The organism is Jiangella ureilytica, from assembly GCF_004348545.1.
In the GTDB taxonomy this organism is placed as follows: domain Bacteria; phylum Actinomycetota; class Actinomycetes; order Jiangellales; family Jiangellaceae; genus Jiangella; species Jiangella ureilytica.
On the sequence record NZ_SMKL01000012.1, the window covers coordinates 43,128 to 60,063 of the forward strand.

16 protein-coding genes are annotated in these 16,936 nt (G+C 71.5%); 9 read left to right on the plus strand and 7 right to left on the minus strand.

Annotation, left to right across the window (positions count from 1 at the left end; translation table 11 throughout):
• Nucleotides 1-40: 40 nt before the first annotated feature.
• A complete protein-coding gene (chvE, locus tag E1212_RS07255; protein WP_131980820.1) occupies nt 41-1,180 on the minus strand; it encodes a multiple monosaccharide ABC transporter substrate-binding protein in 1,140 nt (379 codons plus the stop codon).
• Nucleotides 1,181-1,388: 208 nt separating this feature from the next.
• Between chvE and E1212_RS07260 the strand changes: the two genes are divergently transcribed.
• From E1212_RS07260 to E1212_RS07270, 3 genes are all read left to right on the plus strand, one after another.
• On the plus strand, nt 1,389-2,630 hold the full coding sequence (locus tag E1212_RS07260; protein WP_131980822.1) for an MFS transporter: 1,242 nt from the start codon (nt 1,389-1,391) through the stop codon (nt 2,628-2,630).
• A 40-nt stretch (nt 2,631-2,670) separates the two neighbouring features.
• Nucleotides 2,671-3,639, plus strand: coding sequence for a TAXI family TRAP transporter solute-binding subunit (locus E1212_RS07265; protein ID WP_131980824.1), 969 nt, complete (start codon nt 2,671-2,673; stop codon nt 3,637-3,639).
• Between the two features lie 351 nt (nt 3,640-3,990).
• Nucleotides 3,991-4,692: an endonuclease domain-containing protein gene (locus E1212_RS07270; RefSeq protein ID WP_131980826.1), complete on the plus strand. Its 702-nt coding sequence runs from the start codon at nt 3,991-3,993 to the stop codon at nt 4,690-4,692.
• Nucleotides 4,693-4,784: 92 nt separating this feature from the next.
• Here the strand turns inward: E1212_RS07270 and E1212_RS07275 are convergent, their stop codons facing one another.
• Nucleotides 4,785-6,203: a sensor histidine kinase gene (locus E1212_RS07275; protein WP_131980828.1), complete on the minus strand. Its 1,419-nt coding sequence runs from the start codon at nt 6,201-6,203 to the stop codon at nt 4,785-4,787.
• Nucleotides 6,204-6,206: 3 nt separating this feature from the next.
• Complete coding sequence (locus tag E1212_RS07280; protein ID WP_131980830.1) at nt 6,207-6,890, minus strand: response regulator transcription factor; 684 nt, start codon at nt 6,888-6,890, stop codon at nt 6,207-6,209.
• A 137-nt stretch (nt 6,891-7,027) separates the two neighbouring features.
• Here E1212_RS07280 and E1212_RS07285 point away from each other — a divergent pair, with 137 nt between their 5' ends.
• From E1212_RS07285 to E1212_RS07305, 5 genes are all read left to right on the plus strand, one after another.
• Nucleotides 7,028-8,086: a tripartite tricarboxylate transporter substrate-binding protein gene (locus E1212_RS07285; RefSeq protein WP_131980832.1), complete on the plus strand. Its 1,059-nt coding sequence runs from the start codon at nt 7,028-7,030 to the stop codon at nt 8,084-8,086.
• A gap of 83 nt (nt 8,087-8,169) precedes the next feature.
• Nucleotides 8,170-8,631: a tripartite tricarboxylate transporter TctB family protein gene (locus E1212_RS07290; RefSeq protein ID WP_131980834.1), complete on the plus strand. Its 462-nt coding sequence runs from the start codon at nt 8,170-8,172 to the stop codon at nt 8,629-8,631.
• A 10-nt stretch (nt 8,632-8,641) separates the two neighbouring features.
• Complete coding sequence (locus tag E1212_RS07295) at nt 8,642-10,141, plus strand: tripartite tricarboxylate transporter permease (RefSeq protein WP_131980835.1); 1,500 nt, start codon at nt 8,642-8,644, stop codon at nt 10,139-10,141.
• Nucleotides 10,142-10,258: 117 nt separating this feature from the next.
• A complete protein-coding gene (locus tag E1212_RS07300) occupies nt 10,259-11,080 on the plus strand; it encodes a helix-turn-helix domain-containing protein (RefSeq protein WP_131980944.1) in 822 nt (273 codons plus the stop codon).
• A gap of 67 nt (nt 11,081-11,147) precedes the next feature.
• On the plus strand, nt 11,148-11,729 hold the full coding sequence (locus E1212_RS07305; RefSeq protein ID WP_131980837.1) for a dihydrofolate reductase family protein: 582 nt from the start codon (nt 11,148-11,150) through the stop codon (nt 11,727-11,729).
• A gap of 64 nt (nt 11,730-11,793) precedes the next feature.
• Here the strand turns inward: E1212_RS07305 and E1212_RS07310 are convergent, their stop codons facing one another.
• Complete coding sequence (locus E1212_RS07310; protein ID WP_131980839.1) at nt 11,794-13,032, minus strand: MFS transporter; 1,239 nt, start codon at nt 13,030-13,032, stop codon at nt 11,794-11,796.
• Nucleotides 13,029-13,586: a class I SAM-dependent methyltransferase gene (locus tag E1212_RS07315; protein ID WP_131980841.1), complete on the minus strand. Its 558-nt coding sequence runs from the start codon at nt 13,584-13,586 to the stop codon at nt 13,029-13,031. The genes E1212_RS07310 and E1212_RS07315 overlap by 4 nt, the downstream gene beginning before the upstream one ends.
• Before the next feature lie 71 nt (nt 13,587-13,657).
• On the opposite strand from E1212_RS07315, the gene E1212_RS07320 reads away from it, so the two are divergent.
• Nucleotides 13,658-14,539, plus strand: a complete 882-nt coding sequence (locus tag E1212_RS07320) for a LysR family transcriptional regulator (protein WP_131980843.1) — start codon at nt 13,658-13,660, stop codon at nt 14,537-14,539.
• Nucleotides 14,540-14,604: 65 nt separating this feature from the next.
• On the opposite strand, the gene E1212_RS07325 is transcribed toward E1212_RS07320, so the two are convergent.
• Nucleotides 14,605-15,690, minus strand: a complete 1,086-nt coding sequence (locus E1212_RS07325; protein WP_131980845.1) for a fatty acid desaturase family protein — start codon at nt 15,688-15,690, stop codon at nt 14,605-14,607.
• A 61-nt stretch (nt 15,691-15,751) separates the two neighbouring features.
• Nucleotides 15,752-16,900, minus strand: coding sequence for a glycosyltransferase family 4 protein (locus tag E1212_RS07330; protein ID WP_131980847.1), 1,149 nt, complete (start codon nt 16,898-16,900; stop codon nt 15,752-15,754).
• Between the last annotated feature and the right edge of the window lie 36 nt (nt 16,901-16,936).

Sequence of the window (16,936 nt, forward strand, 5' to 3'; positions counted from 1 at the left end):
GTATGCGCCACCGGGCCGGCGGTCGGGGTCGTGGACGGCGTCAGCCGTCGGTCTGGCCGGCCGCCACTTCTTCGGCCGTGTAGTACCCGGAGTCGACGAGTGCGGTCTGGATGTCGTCGCGGTAGACCGTCTCGACCGGCAGCAGGTACGAGGGGACGACCTTGACGCCGTTGTCGTAGGTCTCGGTGTCGTTGGCCTCGGGCTCCTCGCCGGCCAGGAACGCCTCGGCCGCGACGACGGCCTGCTCGGCCAGCAGCCGGGTGTCCTTGAAGATCGTCGAGTGCTGCACGCCGTCGTCGATCAGCTTCACCGACGCGATCTCGGCATCCTGTCCGGTCACGACCGCCATGGGGTTGGCCGCGGCGCCGTACCCGGCATTCTGCAGGGCGGTGATGATGCCGCGCGAGAGCCCGTCGTACGGCGACAGCACGCCGTCGACCCGGGAGCCGTCGTTGTAGCTCGACGTCAGCAGGTCCTCCATGCGCCGCTGCGCGGTCTCCTGCTGCCAGCGCAGGATGGCGACCTGCTCGATGTCGGCCTGACCGGACTTGACCACCAGTGAACCGTCGTCGATGAACGGCTGCAGGGTGTCCATCGCGCCGTCGAAGAAGAAGTGCGCGTTGTTGTCGTCGAGTGAGCCCGCGAACAATTCCACGTTGAACGGCCCGGTGGCCTCGCCCGGCGCGCCGTCGGCGGTCCGCAGGCCCAGCCCGGTGAGCAGCGCCTCCGCCTGCGCGACGCCGACGCGGTAGTTGTCGAAGCTGACGTAGAAGTCGACGTTCTCGCTGTCGCGGATCAGCCGGTCGTAGGCGATCACCGGGATGTCCGCGTCGGCGGCGGCCTGCAGCTGGCTGCTCAGCGCCGTACCGTCGATGGCGGCGATGATCAGGACGTCCGCGCCCTGCGTGATCATCTGGTCCACCTGTTGCGACTGCGTGGGGATGTCGTCGCCGGCGAACTGCAGGTCGACCTGGTAGCCGAGCTCCTCGAGCTGCTCCCGCACCGAGTCGCCATCGGCGATCCAGCGCTCCGAGGTCTGCGTGGGCATCGAGACCCCGATGGTGAGATCCTCCGGTGCGGCCGACTCCTCGGTGTCGCCGCCGGCGCCCTCGCCGCCGCACGCCGCCACCGAGAGGGCCAGCACCGCACCGCCGAACACCGTCACGAATCGTCTGTTCACAAGACCCCTCCCTCGCGGAAACCAGCGCTGTGACCAGCCGCTTCCGCTGAGCCCGGATTGCGTGGTTTGTGAACGTTAACAGCAGTTTCGACACCGGGCAGTCACGATCCGATAACAGGGTGTCGGAGTGGTCATGACCAGTGCCTGAGGCCAATTTCACAGGTGCTGACCGGCTCTGCGGCGGGCCGCCGCGCCTAGGGTCGGCTCCATGCCGGCCGCGCGGGGTCCCGCCGCGGCCGAGCCGCCGCCGGGCGGGTACCGACGCGGCTCGGCCGGCTACCGTCGGGCGAGCTCAGCGGCCTTCCTGGCCGGCGCCGGGACGTTCGCGCTGCTGTACGGGGCGCAGGCGCTGCTGCCCCAGCTCTCGGACGCGTTCGGCGTCTCGGCCGCGACCGCCAGCCTGGCGTTGTCCGCGGCGACCGGCGCGATCGCCGTGTCGCTGCTGCCCATGAGCGCGGCGTCGGGGCGCTGGGGCACCTCGCGGGTCATGACGGCCTCACTGGCCGCCGCGACGGTGCTCGCGCTGCTGGTGCCGCTGGCGCCGTCGTTCTGGCTGCTCCTGGTGCTGCGGGCGGCACAAGGGGTGGCGATGGCGGGCGTTCCGGCCCTCGCGATCGCCTACCTCGGCCGCACGATCCACCCGTCCGCCCTGGGCGGCGCCGTCGGGCTGTTCGTCGCCGGCAACACGATGGGCGGGCTGTCCGGCCGGCTCATCGCCGCGGCGGTCTCCGACCTGCTCGACTGGCGGGCCGCGTTCGCCGTCACCGCCGTGTTCGCGACGGCGTGCCTGGCGGCGTTCTGGTGGTTGCTGCCCACACGCGGGGCGGCGGACGACGAGCGGGCCGCCGCCGGCCGCGCCGGGGCCGCGGCGCCCGGGGCGCGCCGGTCTGTCCTGGTACACCTGCGCGACCCCGTACTGGTGCGGCTGTTCGGGCTGAGCTTCGTGCTGATGTCGGCGTTCGTGACGGTCTACAACTACCTGCCGTACCGGCTGCTGGCGGCGCCGTTCGTGCTGTCCGCCACCGTCGTCGGCCTGGTCTTCCTGGCCTACGTCCCGGGCTCGGTGTCCGCGGGGGTGGCCGGCCGGCTGGGCGACCGGCTGGGCCGGCGGACGGTGCTGTGGGCCAGCGTGCTGCTCGCGCAACTGGCGATCCTGCTGACCTGGCCCGACGTGCTCGGCTGTGTGCTCGCCGGGCTCGTGCTGTTCACCGTCGGCTTCTTCGGCGCGCACGCCTCCGCGAGCACCGCCGTCACCCACCGCGCCGTCCGCGGCCGGGCCCAGGCGTCCGCGCTCTACCTGACCGCGTACTACGCCGGCAGCAGCCTCGGCGGGTCGCTGAGCGGACTGGCGTTCGCGGCGTACGGCTGGACCGGCATCGTCGGCTTCGTCACCTGCGCGATCGTGCTCGCGGCCTGGCTGGTCTCCGGCGTGTGGGCCGACCGCGGCTAGACTCCCCGGCCACAGTCGAGGCGTGTTCCGGGGAGGCCGGGTGAACGTTCGCGCGGTGCGCCGCCGCACGGTGCTCGCCGTCGCCGCCGGGTCCGCGCTGCTCGGCTCCTGCTCGTCGACCCGGGCCGCGCAGGACGTCGAGCTGCGGCTGGCGACCGGGCCGGCCGGCGCCGTCTACCGGCGCATCGGCGGCGCGCTGGCCGAGCGCATCACCGCGCGAGTGCCCGGCGCGCGGGTGACGACGGTGCCCAGCGGCGCGTCGACGGACAACATCCGGATGCTCCTCGACGGCGAGGTTCACCTGGGCCTGACCAGCCTCGACGCCGTTTTCCCGGCCGGCAGCGACGAGTCGCCCGCAGGGTTGTCGGCGCTGTGCCGGCTGTACGACAGCCACCTGCACCTCGTCGTGCTGGCGGACTCCCCCGTGACCTCGCTGGCCGCTCTCGCCGGTGCCCGGGTCGGACTGGGCGCCCGCGACTCCGGGACGGAGTTCACGTCGCTGCGGCTGCTGGAGCTGAGCGCCGTCGAGGTGGAGGGCTCGTACAACCCCCAGGCGATCTCCGCGCAGGAGCTGATCCGCGGCGACCTCGACGCCATGTTCTCGCTCAGCGGCGTGCCCACCCCGGCCGTCAGCCAGCTCGCCGCCCGGAGCCCGATCCGGCTGATCCCGCTGGACCGCGAGGCCGGTGCGCTGGCGCAGGCCTACCCGGGTCCGTACGTGCCGGCCGCGATCCCGTCGACCGCCTACGACGGCGTGCCCGCGACCGGCACCGTCGCCGTCCCGAACATCCTCCTGGTCCGCGACGACGTGCCGGCCGACCTCGTCGAGGCGATCACCGAGACGATCTTCACCGACACCGAGGCGCTGGCCACCGACAGTGACCGCGCCGACGCCACCGCCGAGCCCGTCCCCGAGGCGTGGCAGATCAACGTCCGCACCGGCATCTCCACCGGCCCGGTGCCGCTGCACCCCGGCGCCGCCGCCTGGTTCCGCTCGCAGAAACGCTGACCTCCCGCACACGTTGATCATGGAGAAGAGCGCCTTCCCGGGCACGGGGAACCTGCCCTTCTCCATGATCAACTTGAGGTTCAGGCGTGGTCGGAGCGGGGCTGTGGATAACCTTCGAGGCAGTCGGCCGATCTGGGCGATGATCGCGTCCTGCCCCGTCGTGTCAGCGTTCCCGAACCGCTTCGGCAGCGGCCGTTCCATGTGGCGGACGGCAGAGACGCGGGCGTGCCGAGGGGCGTGCTGGCAGGCCCTCGGTTCCAGCGGCCGTTCCGGGGCGTGCGGATCCCGGCAGCGCTTCCCAACACACTCGCCACCCGGTGCCGCGCGCTCCGGCTCGTCCTGCCCCGTGACGTGGCGTTCAGCCACGAGACCGCCGCCCTGCTCTGCGATCTGCCGGTCCCGGAGTTCGACGGCGAAGTCGACGTCATCGTGCCGCCCGGCTCCGTGGTTCCAAAGATCGCCGGCGTCGACGGCCACGTCGGTCTAGATCCTGCGACCGTCATCGAGGTCCACGGCCTGCCCGTCGTGCAGCCGGAGCGCACCTTCGTCCACCTCGCCGCGACCTGGCGCCGCGACGACCTGGCCGTGTTCGGCGACGCCATGCTACGCCGCTGGACCACCCACGAACGCCTGCACGACGAAGTCGCCGGCCTCGCCCGCCGCCGCGGCATCGTCCGCGCCCGCGACGTACTCCGCCTCGTCATGCCCGGCGTCGACTCACCCATGGAGACCCGCGTCCGGCTCCTCCTCGTCGACGCCGGCCTCCCCTGTCCGGAGGTCGGCGTGAATGTCACCGACCGCACCGGCACCTGGCTCGCCCGCCCCGACCTCTCCTACCCCGACCTGAAGATCGCCATCGAATACGACGGCGACCACCACCGCACCGACCGGCGCCAATGGCAACGCGACCGCTACCGCGACGAGCAACTGCGCGACGCCGGCTGGATCGTCATCCCACTCACCGCCGACGACGTCCTCCGCCACCCCCAGCGCACCATCGAGCGCATCCGCCGCTACATCCACCTCCGCTCCACTCTCCCCGCACCCCGTTGATCATGGAGAAGGGCACCTTCCCCGTGCCGCAGAGGCTGCGCTTCTCCATGATCAACGGGGGTGGACGGGCCGGGGCGGCCGCTGAGTGGCGGTCAGGTGGGGGCGTCGGCGGGCTCCGCGGCGACCGGCAGGGCGACCACGGCGGCGAGTCCGCTGCCGCCGTCGTCGCGCGCGAGCCCGTCCTCGAGCCGCAGCTCTCCCCCGGCCCGGGCCACGAGCTCGGCGCAGATGGCGAGGCCGAGGCCGGTGCCGGGCACGTTCTGGTGCTTCGGCGCCCGCCAGAACCGGCGCAGCGCCTGCTCGCGGTCGGACGGGTCGATGCCGCGGCCGTCGTCGCGGACGGCCACCTCGACGAATCCCGCCGGGCCGGCCGGGCGCGCCGCCACCTCGACCACGGACGCCTCCGAGAGCCGCATCGCGTTGCTGATCAGCTCGTCGAGGATGCTGCCCAGCCCGCCCGGCGGCTCGAGCAGCAGCAGCCCGGGCGTGACGTCGACGCGCAGCTCCTGGCCCTCGACGGAGGTCAGCGCGCGCCAGCGGTCGACGCGGGTCGCGAGCAGGGTGTCGAGGTCGACGGGCTCGGCGGTGCGCATGCTCTCCATGCGGGCGCTGGCCAGCAGCGCGTTCAGCATCCGGTGCATGGCCCGCAGCTCGTCGACGGCGACGTCGTGCGCCTGCCGGCCGCCGTCGCCGCTCAGGTGCGGGCGCAGGCTCTCGACCACGAGACGCAGGCTGGTCAGCGGGTTGCGCAGCTGGTGCGACGCGTCGGCGACGAACGCCCGCTGCCGCTGCACGGAGTGCTCGACGGCGTCCATCATCGTGTTGAACGAGCCGGCCAGGTGGCGCAGCTCGACCGGGCCGCCGCCGGCGTCGACCCTGATGGTGAGGTCGCCGCGCGAGATGCCGGCGGTCGCGGTGTCCAGCTTGCGCACCGGCCGCAGGATCCAGCTGGATACCGGCCAGGCCACCGCCACCAGCGCGAGCAGCGGCAGCAGCCCGAGCGCGGCCAGTTGCGCCCAGCGGGTGAGGATGCGTTCGCGGGTGCGGTCGAGGTCGGAGATGGTGACGACGACGCCGACCACCTCGCTGTCGCGGCCCACCGGCTCGGCGACCACCAGCGGCGAGTCCTGCCAGGGCCAGACGTCGCGCGACGGCTCGGACCGGGCGCCGGCCAGCGCCGCTTGGATGATGGTCGGCAGCGCGTCGCTGTCGCCGCGGGCGGCGTCGAACTCGCGCTCGGACCCGAGCACGACGGCGCTGTCGGTGGCGATGAGCGCGCCGGGGATGCCGTACAGCTCGTGGTAGCGCTCCAGCTCCTGGTCCAGTGCCTCGGTGCGGCCGCCGGACAGCGCGGTCTCGGCGAGTGAGGCGAACCGGCCGGCGTCGTTGAGGCGGTCGACGTAGGTCTCCTGCAGCTCGCGTTCGGCGACGGTGATGCCCAGCGGCACGCCGAGGGCGCCGACCAGCAGCACCGCGAGCGGGACCAGGACGGCCAGGAGACGGTGGCGCACGTGCTAGCCGATCAGCTCCGGGTGGTCGGCCATGAGGCGGTAGCCGACGCCGCGGATGGTGCGGATGGGGACGCCGGGCCCGAGCTTCCCGCGCAGGGCGGCGATGTGGGTGTCGAGCGTGCGCGTGGACGCCTCCCACGACACGCCCCAGATCTGGTCGAGGATGACGTCGCGGCTGACGACGTTGGGCGCGCGCCTGGCCAGCAGCACGAGCAGCTCGAACTCCTTGCGGGTGAGGAGGACCGGCGAGCCGTGCACCGTCACCTCGCGGGTGCCGGGGTCGATGCGCATGCCGGCCAGCTCGAGCGGCTGGTCCGGGTGGGGCTGCGCGCGGGCGGCCCGGGTGCGGCGCAGGACGGCGTCGATGCGGGCCAGCAGCTCGGGCACCCCGAACGGCTTCACGATGTAGTCGTCGGCGCCGGTGCGCAGGCCGCGCACTCGCTCGTGCTCCTCGGACCGGGCGGTGACGGCGATGACCGCGGTCTCGGGCTGGTCGCGCAGCTGCCGGATGACGTCGAGGCCGTCGCCGTCGGGCAACCCGAGATCGACGAGCACGACGTCGGCGGGCGCGGTGCGCACCGCTTCGACCGCCGTGGCGACCCGGTGGACCTCGAAACCGGCCTGCGTGAGGACGGTGACGAGTCCACGTGCCACGCGGTCGTCATCTTCGACGACGGTGATCCGCATACCGGTGCATTCTACGGATTTCCGGGGGCCGTATCCGGACCGGGATTTTCTTGAGATTTCTCTGACACAACGCCCGCGCATTCCGCCCAAGAATGGTCCGCGACACGAGACCCGACGCTGACGAGGAGGTCAGCTGGATGAGCATCATCAACACGCGCGCCGGCACGGTGCGGCTGCTCGCCGCGCTCGCCGCGGTGTCGCTCACCGTCGTCGCCTGCGGTGAGGGCGACGGCGGCCCGGTCACCGGCAACGGCGGTGGTGACGGTGGTGGTGACGGCGGCGACGCCTCGAACTACCCGGACCAGAACATCACCGTCGTCGTCCCGTTCAGCGCGGGCGGCCCGACGGACACCGTCACCCGGCTGATCGCCGAGCCGATGTCGGAGGAACTCGGCCAGCAGATCGTGGTCCAGAACGTCGAGGGCGCGGGCGGCACCGTCGCCTCCGGCGAGGTCGCCAACGCCTCGGCCGACGGCTACACCGTCCTCATGCACCACATCGGCATGTCGACCGCGCCCGCGCTCTACCAGGACCTGGGTTTCGACCCGCTCGAAGACTTCGAGATGATCGGCCTGGTCACCGAGGTCCCGATGACGATCGTCGCCCGCAGCGACTTCGAGCCCGAGACGCTCGAGGACCTCATCGACTACGTCACCGAGAACGCCGACACCGTCACGCTCGCCAACGCCGGCATCGGCGCGGCGTCGCACCTGTGCGGGCTGCTGTTCCAGGACGCGATCGGCGTGACGGTGCAGGAGGTTCCGTACGAGGGCACCGGCCCGGCGCTCACCGACCTCGTCGGCGGCCAGGTCGACTTCATGTGCGACCAGACGACGAACACGAGCGGCCAGATCGCCGCCGGCGAGGTGAAGGCGTACGCCGTCACGACGCCGGAGCGGGTCGAGAGCCTGCCCGACCTGCCGACGACCGAGGAGGCCGGCCTGCCGGACCTGCAGGTCGGTGTCTGGCACGGGCTGTACGTGCCGGCCGGGACGCCGGAGGGGATCGTCACCCGTCTCTCCGACGCGCTCAAGGTGGCCCTGGCCGACCAGGGAGTCATCGACCAGATGGCCGAGCTCGGCACCGCTCCGGTGCCCGAGGAGGACGCCACGCCGGACGCGCACCGGGCCCGGCTCGAGGAGCAGATCGAGACCTGGGGCCAGATCATCGCCGACGCCGGAGTCGAGCAGAGCTGAGCCTTTGATCGAGGTGTGAGCGGCCCGTTCGCGTCCGCGAGCGGGCCGCCCATCGCCCCCGTTCTCGCTCTGGAGGTGACGCGTTGGACAACCGTCGGTCCGTCCCGGACATCCTGGCCGGCGCGATCTTCGCCGGGATCGGCCTCGCCTTCGTCGTGGCCTCGCTCGGCTACGAGCTGGGCACGCCGCTGCGCATGGGACCGGGCTACTTCCCGCTGGTGGTCGGCGGCATCCTCGTCCTGCTCGGGCTGGGCATCGTCGTCAAGGGCCTGGTCGCCGGGGAGGCGATCGAGTGGGGACCGGTCCCTTGGCGATCGATGCTGCTGATCGTGGTCGCGCTGGTGTTCTTCGGCCTCACCCTCCGGCGAGCCGGGTTCCTGCCCGCGGTCTTCGTGACGGCCCTGCTCACAGCCTTCGCCAGCTACCGGATCAAGCCCGTGACCGCCGTCATGGTCGCTGCCGGGCTCACCGGGATGAGCATCCTCATCTTCATCGTCGGCCTGCAGCTGCGCCTGCCGCTGTTCGGCCCCTGGCTCACGTTCTAGGCGGCCCCGCATGCTGGACAACCTGGCACTCGGCCTCGAGACTGCGTTCCAGCTCGAGAACGTCCTGTACTGCCTGCTCGGTGTCGTGCTGGGGACCGCGGTCGGCGTGCTGCCCGGCATCGGCCCGACGGCGACGATCGCGATGCTGCTGCCGATCACCTTCAGCCTGGAGCCGATCCCCGCGCTGATCATGCTGGCCGGCATCTACTACGGGGCCCAATATGGTGGGTCGACGACGGCGATCCTCATCAACCTGCCCGGCGAGTCCTCTGCCGCCGTCACCGCGATCGACGGTCACGAGATGGCCCGGCAGGGCCGGGCGGGACCCGCCCTGGCCGCCGCGGCCCTGGGCTCGTTCTTCGCCGGGACGGTGGCGACGGTGGTGCTGGCGGTCTTCGCGCCACCCCTGGCGCGGGCGGCGCTGGAGTTCGGCTCGGCGGAGTATTTCTCGCTCGTGGTGCTCGGCCTGATCGCGTCGATCGCTCTGGCCCGCGGCTCGGCGCTGAAGGCACTGGCGATGATCGCGCTGGGCGTGCTGCTCGGGACGGTCGGGCAGGACATCTACACGGGGACGCCGCGGTTCACACTGGGCGCGCGCGAGCTCTTCGGCGGCCTCGACTTCGTCTCCGTCGCCGTCGGAGTCTTCGGCGTGGCGGAGATCCTGCGGAACCTGGAGAACGAGACGACCCGGTCGGCGTTCGTGGAGCGCGTGAAGAACCTGTGGCCGAGCCGCGACGACTTCCGGCGGATCGTGGGTCCGGTGGTGCGCGGGACCGGCTTGGGTTCGCTGCTCGGTGTGCTGCCGGGTGGCGGTCATGTGCTCGCCTCGTTCGCGTCGTACTCGGTGGAGAAGCGGCTGTCGTCGACGCCGGAGCGGTTCGGCCACGGCGCGATCGAGGGCGTGGCGGCCCCGGAATCGGCGAACAACGCGGCCGCGCAGACCTCGTTCATTCCCCTGCTGACGCTGGGGTTGCCGGCCCATCCCGTGATGGCGCTCATGATCGGTGCGTTCATCGTGCAAGGCATCACGCCCGGGCCGAACGTGATCAACGAGCAACCGGCGCTGTTCTGGGGCCTGATCGCATCGATGTGGATCGGGAACCTGCTGCTGGTTCTCCTGAATCTTCCCTTGATCGGGTTGTGGGTGAGAATGCTGGCGATCCCGTACCAGTGGCTCTTCCCCGCGATCGTCGTCTTCGCCGCGATCGGGACGTACTCACTGAGCTTCAACTCGTTCGACGTGTACGCCGTGGCGGTGTTCGGGGTGCTCGGGTACGCGCTGATCAAGTGCGGGTGCGAGCCGGCTCCGCTGCTGTTGGGGTTCGTGCTCGGGCCGCTGCTGGAGGAGCACCTGCGGCGGGCGCTGATCATCTCGCGGGGTGACGCTTCCGTGTTCTTCACCCGGCCCATCTCGGCCGTGTTGCTGGCACTCGCTGTCGGCGCGCTCGTGGTGTCGGTGCTGCCCGCGATCCGTCGCAAGCGCGAGGAGGTCTTCGTCGACGACGACTGACATACCGCCCCGTTGATGCGTACGCCCGGTTCCCGCGGGTGCTCGGCGCGTGAGCCGCAGGTGTTTTACACGCCGGCGGGCGTCGGCGATGCTGTGGGCGTGGAGTACGTGTCCAGAGTGCCGCGACCGCCGCTGGACGGGCTGATCGACGACCTCTACTACCTGGAGGGTGCGCCGCCGTACGCCCGGCTGACGCTGCCGCCGGCGCCGTCGGCGCTGCTCATCGTCAACCTCGGTTCGCCGTTCCGCATCCGCGGCGGCACCGACATCGAGTCGGCCGAGTACGCCGACGGCTGCGTGGTCACCACGCCCACCCGCGCGTGGGACTTCGGCTACCCACCCCGGACCCGGTCCGTCGGCGTGCACGTCAAGCCGTGGGGGCTGGCGCCGTTCCTGCCGATGCCCGCGGCCGAGCTGTGTGACCGGCCGGTGACGGTCGAGCAGGTGTGGGGCCGGCCCGCCATCGCTGAGCTGCGAGACCGGCTGGGCACGGCGGACGGGCCGCACGAGATGCTGACGCTGCTCGAGGAGGAGCTGATGCGACGCCTGCGTCAGACCGCAGGCTTGGGGCTGGTTCGCCACATGAGCAGTGTCATCGTGGCGACCAGCGGCGTGGTGGCGATCGGCGATCTGAGCGTGGCAGCCGGTGTCAGCAACACTCATCTGGCACAGCGGTTCAAGGAGCTCATCGGCGTCACGCCGAAGCGGCTGGCCCGCGCCCACCGCTTCGCCGCGACCGTGCTTGCGATCAACCCCGCCGAAGCGGTCGACTGGAGCGACGTGGCCGTTGGCGCAGGCTACTTCGACCAGGCGCACTTCGGTCACGAGTTCCGGGAGTTCACCGGGCTCACGCCGACCCGGTACATCGAAGTACGGCGGCGGTTCCTGCGCGAACATCCCGGCCACACGCTGGACGGCTGGCCGCTGCCGGCCGATTGATTTCTTACAAGACCGGCAACTCACGACACGCGACTATTGGGGGCACCCCAAAGCAGAGGAGGGCCCCATGGGCACAGTAGTCATGTATGCCTCGGTGTCGGTCGACGGTTTCATCGCGGACGAGAACGACCAGCCCGGACCGCTGTTCGACTGGTTGGTCGGCGGTGACGTGCCGTTGGACGAGAGCGGCGTCTTGAAGGTGTCACAGACGTCCTACGACTACATCCGGCCGTACTGGGACCAGATCGGGGTGACCATCGCCGGTCGCCACGTCTTCGACGTGACGGACGGCTGGGACGGGACACCTCCGGCTGGGGTGGACCACGCCGTCGTCGTGACCCACCGGCCGGCGCCCGAGGGCTGGAACCCCGAGGGGTCGTTCCACTTCGTCGACGGCATCAAAGCGGCCGTGGCCAAGGCGCAGGAGCTTGCCGGTGACCGCATCGTCGAGGTCGCCGCCGGCGACGTCGGCGGCCAGGTGCTCGCCGCGGGCCTGGTCGACGAGGTGCGCATGGACGTCGCCCCCGTCGTGTTCGGGTCCGGCAAGCGCTACTTCGGGTCGGTCCACGCGCAGCACCTGTTGGCGGATCCTGATGTGGCGATTCAGGGCAACGGGGTGCTTCACCTGCGCTATCGGGTGCGCCGTTGACAGATCGGAGCGAGGAGCGCGCCGAAGTGCTCCCGATGGTCCTGGCGTGCGCCACTGTCACAGGTCACATCGATGACGCCGGCGCGACCCCAGACCGGACGCGACTCGAGGCGAGAAGGACGCCGGTCGAGAAGACCGCGGCCAGAGCGAGCAGGCCGGGGAAGCCCCACAACGCCATGAGCGGACCCGCGGCCGCGGCCGCGCCGGCAGACACGACCGTCATGGCGGTGTCGGCGGCGCCCTGGACGCGGGTGTCGCCCACCGAGCAGGTGGCGATGTGCGACGAGGCGGCCACGGTCGAGACGGACCAGCCGAGGCCGAGCAGGAACAACCCCGATCCGTGGGTGAAGTCGGAGGAACCGAGACCACCCGCCGACACGACGAGCGAGAGCAGCAGGGTCGCGCCGCCGACCACGAGCGCCGGCCGCACTCCGGCCCGGTCGGCGAGCAGGCCGGAGAGGGGCGCGAAGGCGAACATCCCCAGGAAGTGGACCGAGATGGCGGCGCCGACGGCGGTGTGGGTGGCGCCGTCATGATGCATCTGCACCGGGGTCATCACCATGACGGCGGTCATCGTGGCGTGGGCGAGGACCAAGGCCGCCACCGTCGGCGCGACACCGTCGAATGAGGGGCGAGAGGTGCGGGCGGCAGCAGACGGCGACGACGCCCGCGCCGGTGCGACCGTCGAGCGGGCGAGCAACAGAGGGTCGGGCCGGAGGAGGGTGACGATGATCAGGCAGGCGACCGCAGCGCAGGCCAAGTCCAGCAGAAACGGCCCGGCCAGCGGAGGCAGCCCGAAGCCCGACGCCACCGTCGCGGCCGGTCCGACCATCAGGGGGCCGACCACGGCGCCCGCCGTCGCCACCCACACGACCAGAGACAACGACGTCGCGCGCCGCGCGGCCGGTGCCAAGTCGGTCGCGGCATAGCGGGCGACATTCGTCGAGGCGGACGACGCACCCAGGGCCACGGTCCCGGCCACCAGCAGCACGAAGCTCTCCGTCGCGGCGGCCACCACGCACAGTCCGGCCCCGGCGGCGCCGATCAGGTAGCCCACCGCCATCCCGATCCGCCGGCCGCGCCGGTTCATCAGGCTTGCCAGCAGGTACGAGGCCGCGCCCGCGCCGAGCGTCAAGCCGGCCTGGTTCACGCCCGCCGCGCCGGTCGAGCCGGACAGCTCGACGGCGAGGATGCCGCTCACCGCGAACGTGACCGTCACCGCGATGCTGCCCAGAATCTGACTCACGACCAGCAGCGACATCGTCCGCCGCTGCACCAGCCGGACATCGACGGTCACGCTCATGACGACTCCTGACGTCGTTCGGCGACGAGTCGGAGGCCGAGCACCGACTCGACCTCTCGCAGCGACTCGTCCTCGAGGTAGCGGTGCAGGTACGGGACCCGTGTGAGCGAGGTGATGGCGAAACGCCGGGCGACGGCCTCGAGCATGGCGGTACCGGTGTGGAGGGACCGGTGCTTCTCCCGCCACCGCGGCAACGAGCCCGCAGCGCCGAAGTACCGGTCCGCGATCGCCGCATCCGCCGCCTCGTGCGCGAACTCGTCGACGACCAGCCGGCCGCTCGGGCGAAGCAGCGCACCCGCCGCGTTCAGCGCGCAGCCCAGGTCATCGACATGGTGCAGGGAGAGCGAGAAGACGACGGCGTCATAGGCCTCGCCGTCGCGGAAGCCGCAGATGTCGGCGATCCGGATCCCGGGCCGCGCCCACACAGGGTCGACGTCGATCGCGGTGACGGCGTACCCGTCGGCACGCAGCGTGTCGGCCAGCAGGCCGTCGCCACACCCGGCATCCAGCACACGGGCGGGAGCGGGAGGGAGACACGACGTGATGAAGTCCATGTCATCCACCGTGCTGCCACCCGGCCATAACCACAACTGCGGGTTGAGCAGAGCAGGTATACGCTCAGAACATGCTCGAGACCTGGTCGCTCCGCGTGCTGGTCGAGGTGGCCGAGCGCGGTTCGTTCTCCGCCGCCGCCGAGGCGCTGACCATGACCCAGCCCGCCGTCTCTCGCCAGATCGCCTCGCTGGAGCACAAGGTCGGGGTGGCGCTGTTCCGCCGTGTCCCGCGCGGCGTCGCCCCCACCGCGGCGGGATCCATCGCCATCGACGAGGCACGCGCCATCCTCGGGCGACTGGCGGGCATGGAGGCCCGGCTCGGTGCGTTCGCCGAGCTCCGCACCGGTCACGTCCGCGTGTCGGCGTTCCCCAGCGCCAACACCGGGTTCGCTCCCGAGGCGATCCGCCGCTTCAGCGACCTCTATCCCGGTGTCGAGGTCAGCCTGGTCGTCGCCGGCTGGCGCGACATCCGCTCCGGCGGCGTCGACGTCGCGCTGGTGACCGACTGGGACGAGATCGACGACGACGGTGTCGGCCTGGTGCCGCTGCTCGAGGAGGAGCACTGGATCGTGCTCCCCGCCACGCACCGCCTGGCCGGCCGGACCACCGTCCCCTTGCGAGAGCTGCGCGGCGAGACCTGGATCGAGGGTAGCCACCCCGACTGCCTCGGCCCGCTGGAGGGCCTCGAGAAGGCGCTCGGCGGCCCGCCGCACATCGGCTTCACCTGCGACGACTGGACCGGCAAACAGGCACTCGTCGCGGCGGGCATGGGCGTCACGATCATGTCGACGCTGGCGGGTTCGGCCGTGCGTCCGGACCTCGCGCTGCGGCCTACCGCGCCGGCACTCCCCCGCCGGCGCGTCCTCGCCGCCGTCAGGCCGAAGGGGGTCCGGCCCGCGGCGGCGAGCGCGATGCTGACGGTGCTCACCTCACTCGCCGCCCGCTACCATTAGGGGGTGTCTGACGGCGGCCGTGCTCGTCGAGGTCGAGGCTCAGTGCTCGGCTCGAGGACGCCGCGTCAGCGGAGCTGACTGGCGAGCGGGCAGCGGAACGGGTCCGGGACACGGCCGACGGCGTTGAGGTAGCGGACGATCGCCCGGTACGCATCGACGAAGCTCGTCTCCGTGTAGTGGACGTCGTGCTTGGCGCAGTGTTCCCGGACGAGGGCTCGCGCCCGCCGGAGGTTCGGCCGAGGCATGTTCGGGAAGAGGTGGTGCTCGATCTGGTAGTTGAGCCCGCCCATGGCGAAGCTGGTGAACCGGCCGCCGGCGATGTTGCGCGACATCAGCACCTGACGGCGCAGGAAGTCGATCTTCTGGTCGGCCGGGACGATGGGCATGCCCAGGTGGTTGGTCGCGAAGGTGCCCCCGAGCAGCAGGCCGAACATGGCCATCTGAACCCCGAAGAACGCGGCCGCCTTGCCGGGCGGCAGCACCAGCAGCAGCACGGTGATGTAGCCGCCGAGCCGCCCGGTGACGAACGCCACCTCCCACCATCGATGCTTGAGCGGCTGCCGGCCCGCGAGCCGCTGGATGCTCGCGACGTGCAGGGCGAGCCCGACGAACATGATGAGCGGGAAGAAGTATCCCTGCCACTTCGTGAGGCGGGCCGCGAGCCCGCGCCGGCCCGACGCGATGGCGGGGGTGAACGCGAAGGCGCTGGGTCCGATATCGGGGTCGGCGCCTTCCTTGTTCGGATTGGCGTGGTGGCGGCTGTGCTTGCTCATCCACCAGCCGTGGCTGAGCCCTGCGAACAGCCCCGACAGCACCCGGGACATCCAGTCGTTCCAGCGGTGGGACTTGAAGATCTGGCGGTGTGCGCTGTCGTGCCCCAGGAAGCTGATCTGGGTGAGCACGACCCCCAGCCCCGCGGCGAGGAGGAGCTGGAACCAGGAGTCGCCGAGGAACGCGAACGCGACCCAGATGCCGGCGAAGAGCGTCACGGTCGCGACGATCATCGTCCAGTAGTAGGTGTAGCGGCGCCGGAGCAGGCCGGCGGCGCGCACCTGCTGCGCCAGCTCGGTGTACGTGCTCACGAACCGCTCTCTGCGCGGCACGGCTCGGGTGTTCGATTCGGCTGTGGCGCTCGGCGAAATGGTGGTCATGTGGTTCTCCCTGTCGCCGGCGCGGCTTGCGCCGTCAACGTCTGGCCGGCCCCCGTCCCTGTCATGCTCTGTACCCAGCCGGCCGGATGTCATCCCGCTCGTCCGCGAGCCCGGCCCTGGGTCGCGGCGGTTCTGCCGACGGCGCGGCGATCAGTTCCTCGAGCTGCCGGACGATGGTCGCGGGCGGGATCGGCGCCGGCTCGGCGAGGACGCTCAGCAGCGTGTCGACGGACTGCCCGACGGTGAATCTCGCGCCGGCGTCGCGGCGAGCGGCGTCGGAGAGCGGCCCGGCGGCCACGGCCGCCCGGATGCCCCAGGCGAGCGCCTCGGCGTCGTCCGGCTTGATCAGGGACACGCCCCCGCAGTCGGTCTCGGGCAGGCCGCCGTCGTCGGAGGCGATGACCCGGCAGCCGGCGTGCTGGGCCTCGATCGAGACGATGCCGAAGGTCTCGTGCCAGTACTGGCTGTTGGACGGCATCACCACGATGTCGTGCTCGGCCATCAGCGCCGCCATGGCGGCCGGCGTCTTGCGGGTGGGGACGACGGAGATCCGGGGATGCGCGTCGAGCAGCCGCTCGATGACCTTGCCCTGCGGCTTGTCGGCTCCGGCTGTCGTCGCCATGAAGTCGAGGTCGAGGTCCTGGTCGATGACGTCGATGTGCAGCGTCGACAGCAGGGTGTAGATGCCCTTCTCCGGGCTGAGTCGGCCGGCGAACAGCACCCTGGTGCGGCCGCCGGTGTTGACCGGCCGGGGCTGCGTGGCGAAGCAGGGCTCGGCGAACGGGTAGACGACCCTGATGGTGGCGACGTCGACATCGAGGAAGCGCGACCACAGTCCGGCCGCGTAGTGGCTGGTGGCGATCAGCGACCGATCCCTGGTCCCGTCGGCGGCGAACGCCCACTCGTGTTCCCGGATGGGCGGCGGGTTGTGCAGGATCAGGTACGCCGGCGTCTTCGTCGCCACCATGTACGGCTCGTTGACGAAGACGACGGTGCCGTCGAGGTCTCCCACTTCGGCCAGTGTCGCCAGGGACCGGAACGGGATGTCCGCGAACTCGTCGCGGCCGTCGGCGGTGCCCAGCCCGACGGTGACGACCTGCGCCGGGACACCGCGCCGGTTCAGTTCGCGGACCTGACCGACGGTGTAGTTCTCGGATCCGCCGGTGCCCGCCGGAAGCGGGTTGCCCGGGGACCAGATGAAGGAGATCAACGCGTGTACCACCCAAGGGTCGGCTGATTCGGACTC

Coding starts and splice junctions, on each gene's coding strand:
- E1212_RS07305 (WP_131980837.1), top strand. CDS start 11,148: ATGGGCACAGTAGTCATGTATGCCTCGGTGTCGGTCGACGGTTTCATC.
- E1212_RS07310 (WP_131980839.1), bottom strand. CDS start 13,032: ATGAGCGTGACCGTCGATGTCCGGCTGGTGCAGCGGCGGACGATGTCG.
- E1212_RS07260 (WP_131980822.1), top strand. CDS start 1,389: ATGCCGGCCGCGCGGGGTCCCGCCGCGGCCGAGCCGCCGCCGGGCGGG.
- E1212_RS07325 (WP_131980845.1), bottom strand. CDS start 15,690: ATGACCACCATTTCGCCGAGCGCCACAGCCGAATCGAACACCCGAGCC.
- E1212_RS07315 (WP_131980841.1), bottom strand. CDS start 13,586: ATGGACTTCATCACGTCGTGTCTCCCTCCCGCTCCCGCCCGTGTGCTG.
- E1212_RS07285 (WP_131980832.1), top strand. CDS start 7,028: ATGAGCATCATCAACACGCGCGCCGGCACGGTGCGGCTGCTCGCCGCG.
- E1212_RS07280 (WP_131980830.1), bottom strand. CDS start 6,890: ATGCGGATCACCGTCGTCGAAGATGACGACCGCGTGGCACGTGGACTC.
- E1212_RS07295 (WP_131980835.1), top strand. CDS start 8,642: ATGCTGGACAACCTGGCACTCGGCCTCGAGACTGCGTTCCAGCTCGAG.
- E1212_RS07320 (WP_131980843.1), top strand. CDS start 13,658: ATGCTCGAGACCTGGTCGCTCCGCGTGCTGGTCGAGGTGGCCGAGCGC.